Origin of the sequence: Parvibaculum sp. (assembly GCF_040882025.1) — a bacterium.
GTDB lineage: Bacteria > Pseudomonadota > Alphaproteobacteria > Parvibaculales > Parvibaculaceae > Parvibaculum.
The window spans coordinates 1-1,356 of sequence record NZ_JBBECC010000022.1 but is presented as its reverse complement, the minus strand read 5'-3'; the positions used below and the strand labels follow the sequence as shown (position 1 = coordinate 1,356).

At 65.8% G+C, this 1,356-nt stretch carries 1 protein-coding gene; it reads right to left on the bottom strand.

Going from position 1 to position 1,356, the window contains the following annotated elements; all coding sequences use genetic code 11:
• Positions 1-238: 238 nt before the first annotated feature.
• The coding region (locus tag WEB61_RS01955) for an acyl-CoA carboxylase subunit beta (protein WP_368062649.1) at positions 239-1,356 on the bottom strand (1,118 nt) is incomplete at its 5' end.

Here is a 1,356-nt window from a genome sequence, read left to right as displayed (position 1 = left end):
GAGCCGTCCCCAAGCAACGGCGCAGGAGCGCTACGTTTCGCAGAGGAATCCCCTGAGGGAGGGTCGACAAAATTCGAGCGCAAGCGAGACAAATTTCGGGGAGGGGTCGCGGCGGTGGCGGCAAATGACGCGCGATCGATTATGCGCCGAGGTTCCACGCTTACCCCTCCCCAAACGGCCTCCGGCCGTTTGACCCTCCCACAGGGGGAGGGTGGGATTGCTCCGTTGACGGATCATATCACCACGTATCGATAAACCCCCTGCCCTTGCGCTCGCGCAGGGGGCCGGCCGATTTCAACCCGCGCACGAGCCATGCCCTTGTGTCCTTCGGGTCGATGACGGCGTCGATTTCGAGGAAGGAGGCCATGTTGATGGCCTTGCCGTTTTCGTAATATCTCGCGACCATTTTCCGGTAGAAGGCGTCGCGCTCGGCGTCGTCCTCGATCGCTTCCATTTCGCGGCGGTAGCCGAGGCGGACCGCGCCTTCGAGGCCCATGCCGCCGAATTCGCCGGTCGGCCAGGAGACGATGAAGAAAGGCGCGTGGAAGGAACCGGCGGCCATGCCCTGGGCGCCGAGGCCGTAGCCCTTTCTGAGCACCACGGTGAAGAAGGGGACGCGCAGGCTCGCGCCCGTCACGAACATGCGGGAGACATGGCGCACCTGGGCGCGCTCCTCGATTTCGGGGCCGACCATGAAGCCCGGCGTGTCGCAGAGCGAGAGCATGGGCAGACCGAAGGCGTCGCAGAGCTGCATGAAGCGGGCGGCCTTGTCGCCCGCTTCGGCGTCGATGGCGCCGCCGAGATGCATCGGGTTGTTGGCGATCAGGCCCATCGGCCGGCCCTCGATGCGGATGAAGCAGGTGAGGATGCCGATGCCGAATTGGGGCCGGAGTTCCAGCACCGAGCCTTGATCCGCCAATGCGTCGATGACGGTGCGGATGTCATAGGCGCGGAGGCGGTTTTCGGGGATCAGGCGGCGGAGATCGCGCTGGTCGGCGGCGTCCCATGCGGGGAGCGGGCCTTGGAAGTAGGAGAGGTATTTCTTTGCCGCGGCGACGGCCGCCGCCTCGTTCTCGACCGCGATGTCGACGACGCCGTTGGCCGTCTGCACATTTATGGGGCCGATGTCTTCAGGCGCATAGACGCCCAAGCCCCCGCCCTCGATCATGGCCGGACCGCCCATGCCGATGTTGCTGTCTTTCGTGGCGATGATGACATCCGAGCAGCCGACCAGCGCGGCGTTGCCGGCAAAGCAGCGGCCGGAGACGACCGAGATCAGCGGCACCTCGCCCGAGAGCCTGGCGAATTTGACGAAGCTCGGCGTGTCGAGGCCGGCGACGCCGGCGACATCGGTGT